This is a genomic window from Streptomyces sp. OfavH-34-F (assembly GCF_022347745.1).
In the GTDB taxonomy this organism is placed as follows: Bacteria; Actinomycetota; Actinomycetes; order Streptomycetales; family Streptomycetaceae; genus Streptomyces.
The window spans coordinates 1-6,508 of record NZ_JAKRGC010000341.1 but is presented as its reverse complement, the minus strand read 5'-3'; the positions used below and the strand labels follow the sequence as shown (position 1 = coordinate 6,508).

General features: G+C 74.3%; 8 protein-coding genes. All 8 read right to left on the bottom strand.

What is annotated here, in order from left to right; translation table 11 throughout:
- Positions 1-51: 51 nt before the first annotated feature.
- The 8 genes from MHW47_RS30350 to MHW47_RS30315 all read right to left on the bottom strand — a co-directional run bounded on the left by MHW47_RS30350 (position 52) and on the right by MHW47_RS30315 (position 6,506).
- A complete protein-coding gene (locus MHW47_RS30350; RefSeq protein ID WP_239227069.1) occupies positions 52-252 on the bottom strand; it encodes a zinc-ribbon domain-containing protein in 201 nt (66 codons plus the stop codon).
- A complete protein-coding gene (locus tag MHW47_RS30345) occupies positions 249-809 on the bottom strand; it encodes a phage tail protein (RefSeq protein ID WP_239227068.1) in 561 nt (186 codons plus the stop codon). The genes MHW47_RS30350 and MHW47_RS30345 overlap by 4 nt, the downstream gene beginning before the upstream one ends.
- On the bottom strand, positions 806-2,761 hold the full coding sequence (locus MHW47_RS30340; RefSeq protein WP_239227067.1) for a putative baseplate assembly protein: 1,956 nt from the start codon (positions 2,759-2,761) through the stop codon (positions 806-808). The genes MHW47_RS30345 and MHW47_RS30340 overlap by 4 nt, the downstream gene beginning before the upstream one ends.
- Positions 2,761-3,165: a GPW/gp25 family protein gene (locus MHW47_RS30335; RefSeq protein ID WP_111337054.1), complete on the bottom strand. Its 405-nt coding sequence runs from the start codon at positions 3,163-3,165 to the stop codon at positions 2,761-2,763. Before MHW47_RS30335 ends, MHW47_RS30340 begins: the two co-directional genes overlap by 1 nt.
- Positions 3,162-3,470, bottom strand: coding sequence for a PAAR domain-containing protein (locus MHW47_RS30330; protein ID WP_239227065.1), 309 nt, complete (start codon positions 3,468-3,470; stop codon positions 3,162-3,164). The genes MHW47_RS30335 and MHW47_RS30330 overlap by 4 nt, the downstream gene beginning before the upstream one ends.
- 84 nt (positions 3,471-3,554) lie before the next feature.
- Positions 3,555-5,327 carry a VgrG-related protein gene (locus tag MHW47_RS30325; RefSeq protein ID WP_239227064.1) on the bottom strand — a complete coding sequence of 591 codons (1,773 nt, stop codon included), beginning with the start codon at positions 5,325-5,327 and terminating at the stop codon, positions 3,555-3,557.
- Positions 5,324-6,013 carry a LysM peptidoglycan-binding domain-containing protein gene (locus tag MHW47_RS30320; RefSeq protein ID WP_239227071.1) on the bottom strand — a complete coding sequence of 230 codons (690 nt, stop codon included), beginning with the start codon at positions 6,011-6,013 and terminating at the stop codon, positions 5,324-5,326. The genes MHW47_RS30325 and MHW47_RS30320 overlap by 4 nt, the downstream gene beginning before the upstream one ends.
- Before the next feature lie 112 nt (positions 6,014-6,125).
- Positions 6,126-6,506: a phage tail protein gene (locus tag MHW47_RS30315; RefSeq protein WP_239227062.1), complete on the bottom strand. Its 381-nt coding sequence runs from the start codon at positions 6,504-6,506 to the stop codon at positions 6,126-6,128.
- Positions 6,507-6,508: the final 2 nt, after the last annotated feature.

Genomic DNA, 6,508 nt, shown 5'->3' with positions numbered 1-6,508 from the left:
TCGACGGCTCGGTTCTGCGTCAGCCACCGGGCGCCGGGCAATGGCACGGCTCTACCTCGCAGGGTCGCGTCGCTGTTCGCGGATACGGGCCTGCAGGCGGGGCGGCTCGGGGCGGGGCGCGGGCTCGTCCGTGCGCGGCGGCGCCGCCGGCCCCGTACTCCTGGACGCCCAGCCCAGGTACGTACCGCAGCTTCCGCAGAAGTCCTCGTCGTCCGCGTTCGCGGCGCCGCAGGACGGGCAGGGGCGGGTCATGTCGGGCTCCCTGGGGTGTCGTGGGGCGGCAGGATCTCCACCCGGCAGGTGAGGTGCGCCGGGCACGAGGCGCGGACCACCGCCAGCACGCGGGACTCGTCCACCGGGCGCGCGGGGCGCAGCCGGACCAGGAGTTCGCCGGTCGGGGCGGGCGGCAGCGGGGAGTCCGGCTCCCGCGACCAGCTCGCGCCGCCGCCGTCCACGATCTCCGCCTCCGCGCCGAAGCAGAGGCGCAGCAGGTCCGCGAGGCCCTGGCGGGTGCCCCGGCGGCGGTGGAGTTCGACGGCGCGGGCCACAGCGGCGCGGCGCTGTTCGACGGGCCAGGACGGGTCGATGCCGGCGCCGACCCAGGAGGACAGCCAGGGCAGGAAGTCCTCCGGGGTGAGCGCCGGGTCGAAGTAGGCGGGGAGGTTGTCGAGGGTGGACAGGACCGGGGCGAGGACGGTGTCCAGGCCCGCCGTGAAGCGCTGGGCGAAGTCGTCGTCCGCGTACAGGGCGGGCAGTTGCGCGCCGATCGGGTAGCGGCTGGGGAGTCCGGGGACGGCGGCCCTCGTCATGAGCGCTCCCCGGTGGCGGTGACGGCGATCTGGTGCTGGTGGGAGAAGACGAGCGCGTTGGCGGCGACGTCGATCCGGTCCACCGCCCCGCCGCGCCTGCCGGTGAGCGGGTCGGCGGGGAAGAGCCGGACCTCCTCGACCAGGCGGACGCCGGGCACGGCCTGGAGTACGGCGAAGACCTCGCCGTACTGGACGGGCCTGCCGAAGGCCCAGCCGGTGCCGTCGGCGCCGCCCCGCAGCGGGTCGATGTGGGCGAAGAGGGCGTCGAGCGCGGCGGCCCGGACCCGGTCCGTCTCGCCCTCGTCGGCGACGAGTCCGGCGACGACGGTGACGCCCTGGTAGGCGGGGGGTTCGACGACCAGGCGGGTGCCGACGAGCCGGCGTTCATCGAGCCGGGCGGCCACGGCGGCGAGGATCTGGTCCGGCGGGACGAGCTGTTCGAAGCGGAGCCGGCCGCCCTCGTCGGGGACGGCGTCGGGGACGACGAGGACGCGGACCGCGCCGCCCTCGCCGGGGGCGGCGGGCAGGCAGCGGACCCGGCGCAGCGAGGGCGCGGCCTCGCGGGCGATGGCCTCGTAGTCCTGGGCGGTGACGGCCCGTTCCTGGACGCGGAGGATCTGCGGGGCGCGGATCTTGGCGTTCTCGACGGTCTCGCCGTCCACGCCGCCGCGCGCCGCCTCGCGGTTGGTGACGCCGGCGACGTACGGGACGGAGCTGCGCAGGACGCGGATCGCGCCGCGCGCCACGTTGCCGGCGGCGCCGCCGCCCGTGCGGTAGCGGGCGACGCGGATGTGGGCGCCCTTGGCGGGGACCGCCCCGTACGCCCGCATGGTGCCGTCCTGTTCGCGGACCTCGGGCGGGAAGGCGAACCGGCCGGCGACGGGGTCCACGCGCACATGCCGGTCGCCGGGCCCGGAGGCGCCGAAGTGTTCGACCGGGGTCCAGGTCTGCCAGCCGTCGTCCGAGGACACCTCGACGCGCGGGGGTTCGCCGTCGAGGAGGACGGGGGTGCGGGGGGCGGCGAAGGTCTGGCCGGCGACGCCCTCGGAGGTGCCGAGGGGCACGTCGTGGACGGTCTCCGCGTGTTCGACGCCGATCGTGCCGCCGACGGTGAACACCTCGGCCTCGCGGATCGTCGGGGACTCGGAGTAGAAGGGCTGGCCGGGTTCGGCCTCGGTGACGCGGCAGCGCAGCCAGCCGGCCCGGGTGCCGGCCGCGACGGACATGGTGTGTCCGGCGGGCACGAACACGGTGATCTCGCCGGGCTTGTTGAGGCCGCCGGTGGAGTCGGTGCCGGTCGCGCAGGGCACCCAGCGGGCGCCGTCCCACGCCTCCCAGACGAGCGGCGGCTGCCGGGGGTCGACGCCGACGCCCTCCACCCGGCTGTCCAGGCGTACGGCGACGATGCAGCGGGGCACGGCGGTGGGCAGCCCGAACAGCAGGGCGTCGCCGGGCTGGGGGCGGGCCTGGAAGCAGGGGATGTCGCGGCCCTCGCCGAGCGGCCCGGTCCGGTCGGTCTGTTCGCCGCCGGCCGGGACGGTGACGAGGCGGATCAGGGAGCTGGGCAGGATCGCCAGGTCCTCGTCGGTGGAGAAGACCACCGCCTCCTCGGTCTCGCCGCGCGCGGTCGCCACCTCCGTACCGGCGGGCAGGCGCACGGTGTCCGGCTGCGGCGCGGACAGCCAGAAGTCGACGTCGGCGCGGGCGGCGGCGGGCGGGTAGAGCTGGACGCCGAGGAGGTCGAGGAAGGCGTGGTAGTTGCGGTCGGGCACCCGGTTGAGCCGGTACAGCAGCTGGTCGACCATGTACGCGAAGGTCTCGATCAGCGTGACGCCGGGGTCCGACACGTTGTGGTCGGTCCACTCCGGGGTGCGCTGCTGGACGTACCGCTTGGCCTCGTCCACGAGTTGCTGGAAGCGGCGGTCGTCCAGGTTGGGCGGGGGAAGGGACATCAGCGGGCTCCCGCTTCCGGGATGGTGTAGAAGGGGAAGACGAGGTTGCGCAGGTCGTTGGTGGACCGCACGGTGTAGTGCACGTCGATGTAGAGGGTGCCCTCCTCGACGGTGTCGAACGCGACGACGACGTCCCGGACCTCGATGCGCGGTTCCCAGCGCTCCAGCGAGATCCGCACCTCGTGCGCGATGCGTCCGGCGGTGGCGCCGTCGCCGGGCGCGAAGACGTACTCGTGGATGCCGCAGCCGAATTCGGGCCGCATGGGCCGTTCGCCGGGGGCGGTGCCGAGGATCAGGCCGATGGCCTCCTCGATCTCCTGCTCGCGTTCGACCATGCCGATGCCGCCGGTGGCGCCGACGCGCATCGGGAACCCCCAGCCCCGGCCGATGAATCCCTCGCTCATACCGGGCCTCCGATCAGGACGTTCGGCGCGCCCATGACGATCTTCGCGCCGCAGCTGGTGGTGTCGCCCATGCGGGCGGCGGGCAGCCCGCCGATGAGGACGGTGCCGGCGGCCGGGTTCGGCATGATGACGTTGCCCGGTCCGAGCAGGGCGTGCGGCGGCACCACGCACACGTGCAGGCTGCCGGTGACGGCGGCCGGCTTGCCGCCGATGAGGACGGTGGCCACGGCCACCGCGCCCGGCGGCGGGGTGCCGATGACGCCCCCGTGGACGGTGGGGTCGCCCGTTCGGGCTGCCTGGGGCATGACGGTTGCTCTCCTCGGTGGTGCGGTTCGGGGCGTCGGTGGGCGTCAGTGGGTGGCGTCAGCTGGTGACATCAGTTGGTGGCGTCAATTGATGCGGACGAGTGCGGCCTTGAGGACGGCGAGCAGTCCGCCGTCGACGGTGACGCCGGTCTTGCCGCTGACGGTCACCTGCCGGCCCTTGATCCGGACGTCGCCGGTGCCCGCGTCGAGGGTGATCCCGGAGCGGTCGAGCGCCAGGGAGCTGAGGACGCGGGAGGTGCCGCGCGCGTACACCTTGAGCGCGATCTCGCCGCGCCGTTCGTCCAGCGTGATCTCCAGCTGCTCGTCACCGGTGGCGAGCCGTACTCCGGACGGGCCGCGCGGGGTGTCGAGCAGTTCGATCCGGTTGCCGGAACGGGACACCAGGGAGCGGCGGTTGACCTTGCCGCTGGTCGGGTCCACCAGGGGTACGTCGTGCGGGGACGGCTTGTCGACGCCGTTGTACAGGCCGCCGAGCACGTACGGGCTGTCGAGCATGCCCTGCTCGAAGCCGACCAGGACCTCGTCGTTGACCTCGGGGCTGAACACCCCGCCGCCGCCCTGGCCGCCCCACTGCACGGTGCGGACCCAGTCGGTGACGTACGTGTCGTCCAGCCAGGGGAACTTGAGCCGTACCGAGCCGCGTTCGCCGCCGCCCCGGCCCTCCCGGATGTCGGTGACGACGCCGATGGCGAGACCGGGCATGCGGGGCCCCGGCACGGGTGCCGCCCCGCCGCCGGTGAGTCCGGCGAGCGAGCGGTCCGGGTCGGTGCTGACCAGGACCGTCGTACGGTAGCCGCCCTGCGGGTCCAGGGTGTGGTGGGCGGCGGTCGCGGTGTAGCGGCCGGCGAAGGCGGGGCCCACGTTGCCGAGCGCGACCGGTTCCCCGGCGCGCAGGCGCGGGTTGCCCTCGGCGACGGCCTCGATCTCGCCGAAGCCGGAGGCGACCCGGGCGGCGACCGCCCCGGCGACCGCGCCCGCCTCGGCCTGGGTCCGGTACGGGGTGTCGGCGACGGTCATCCGGGCGTTCGGCCCGAAGGCCCCGGCGGCGGCGGACGGGCTGGCGCCGGGCACGACGGTGGTGGACCGGATCGACTGCTCGCGGGCGACGAGCCGGGTCTTCGTCTCCACGTCCCAGCCGCGCACCTCGACGCTGTCCGCCCCGTCCGCCCCGGTCAGCACGGCCCGCAGCGCCAGCAGGTTGCGCCCGTACTCCAGCACCATCGGATGCTTGGACGCGGACGTGGACGGGGCGGGCGCCGAGGCGGCGGGCTTCGGCTTCACGAACTGGAGCACGCCGTTCTCGTCCACCCGCACATGCGCCCCGCACTCCCCCGCGAGGTACTGGAGGAAGTCCCAGTCGGAGATGTTCGGCTGGGTGAGCTGCTTGTACGTGACGGGCGCCGCCTCGACCTTCCCGCACGGCAGTCCGGCCCCGGCGGCGACCTTGCGGACGATGTCGGCGGCCCTCATGTTGCGGTACGCGACGACCTTCCGGCCGCGCCGCAGCCGGTGCGCCTTGGAGTAGGCGCGGACGACGGTGAACGATCCGGTGGTGTCGCTGTCGAGTTCCAGCGCGGTCACCTCGCCGGTGAACAGCCGCTCGCGCGCCCGTTCCTGGACGGTGACCACGGATATCTTCAGCGGCGTCCCGATGGTGATCCCGGTGGCCGTGAGCAGCGTGTGGTACGGGTCGCGGTACGTGAGGACGGCGCTGTCGGGGAGTCCGACGTTCTCGTCGACCGCGCAGCTCACCAGCTGGGCGGCCCAGGCGGCGGGCAGCTCGGCGGGGGCCTCCACGATCGGGTCGGCGGCGAAGGAGCGGGCGGGGCCGGTCACCGGGCCGCCTCCCGTACGCCCTCGTCCGCCGTGCCGTCCTCCAGCGCGGGGACGAGGAGTTCGCTGCCGGGGGCGAGCTGCATCGGGTCGTCGATGTCGTTGGCCTCGGCGATCGTGCGCCAGGCGGTGGCGTCCCCGTACTCCCGCCAGGCGAGCAGCGGCAGGCTGTCCCCGGCGACGACCGTGTGCGTGCGCCGGGCCTCCCGCGCGCCGGACGTCGGGTTCTGCCCGGCCGGGTCGACGCTCGCCTCCTCGATGGACAGCGAGCAGGTGGCGCGCAGCGGCTTCCCGTCCACGTCGAACAGCGTGTACGAGACGGAGAGGCCGGCCAGCACCCCGTCGAACGAGGTGGTCGTGGACGTCCCCCAGTCGAACCGGACCCAGGGGCTCGACGGCTTCTTGCGGCCCAGGCTGCTCGGGGTCGGCACGCAGGCCGTCATCAGCTGCTCGACCGCCTTCTCCACGGAGTTGTCGTGGGTGGCGGTGGCGTCCAGGAACACGTCCATGGACAGCGAGCGGGGCCCGCTGCCCACGAATTCGGGCAGCGCGGACTCGCCCGCCGTACGGGACGGGGTGCGGCGCCACTCGGTGGTCTTGCTCAGCGAGAGCGTCGCCGGGTTGAACTGGAGCGTGAGCCGGGCGAGCGTGCCGCCGGGCTTGGCGCCGACGTCGGCCGGCGGCTCCATGATGGTCAGCTGGGCGCGGGCACGGCTCGTGCGGGCAGCGGCGGGCACGGTGTCCCTCCTTCCGGGGCGTGGTGGGCGTACGGGGCGCGTACGTGCGGGGTGCGGCGGGACATCAGGACGGCACCAGGCCCTCGTGGGCGATCTCCAGCGTCTCGATCGCGGCCTGCGAGCTGGCCGGGTCGAACGACGGGCCCTGCCAGCGGACCGGCACGATGCCCTGGATCTGCCAGCTGATAATCCGGGTCAGGTTGGGCCGCAGCGCGACGATCTCGCCGTCCTTGCGTTCGACGCGCTGGGTCGTCTCGCTCAGCCAGCGCGCGATCTTGAGCGTGTCGGCGGTGACCGGGCGGGTGAGCGTGATGTTCGTCCAGGTGATCCGGCCCGGCAGCTGCCAGGCGAAGCCGTTGTTGCCGCCCTCGGCGTACTGCTCCACCTCCACCTCGGCCCCCAGGCCGGAGCAGGGGTGGAAGGCGCCGAGGTCGTTCCCGCCGATGG

Coding starts and splice junctions, on each gene's coding strand:
- MHW47_RS30320 (WP_239227071.1), bottom strand. CDS start 6,013: ATGGAGCCGCCGGCCGACGTCGGCGCCAAGCCCGGCGGCACGCTCGCC.
- MHW47_RS30340 (WP_239227067.1), bottom strand. CDS start 2,761: ATGTCCCTTCCCCCGCCCAACCTGGACGACCGCCGCTTCCAGCAACTC.
- MHW47_RS30345 (WP_239227068.1), bottom strand. CDS start 809: ATGACGAGGGCCGCCGTCCCCGGACTCCCCAGCCGCTACCCGATCGGC.
- MHW47_RS30350 (WP_239227069.1), bottom strand. CDS start 252: ATGACCCGCCCCTGCCCGTCCTGCGGCGCCGCGAACGCGGACGACGAG.
- MHW47_RS30335 (WP_111337054.1), bottom strand. CDS start 3,165: ATGAGCGAGGGATTCATCGGCCGGGGCTGGGGGTTCCCGATGCGCGTC.
- MHW47_RS30330 (WP_239227065.1), bottom strand. CDS start 3,470: ATGCCCCAGGCAGCCCGAACGGGCGACCCCACCGTCCACGGGGGCGTC.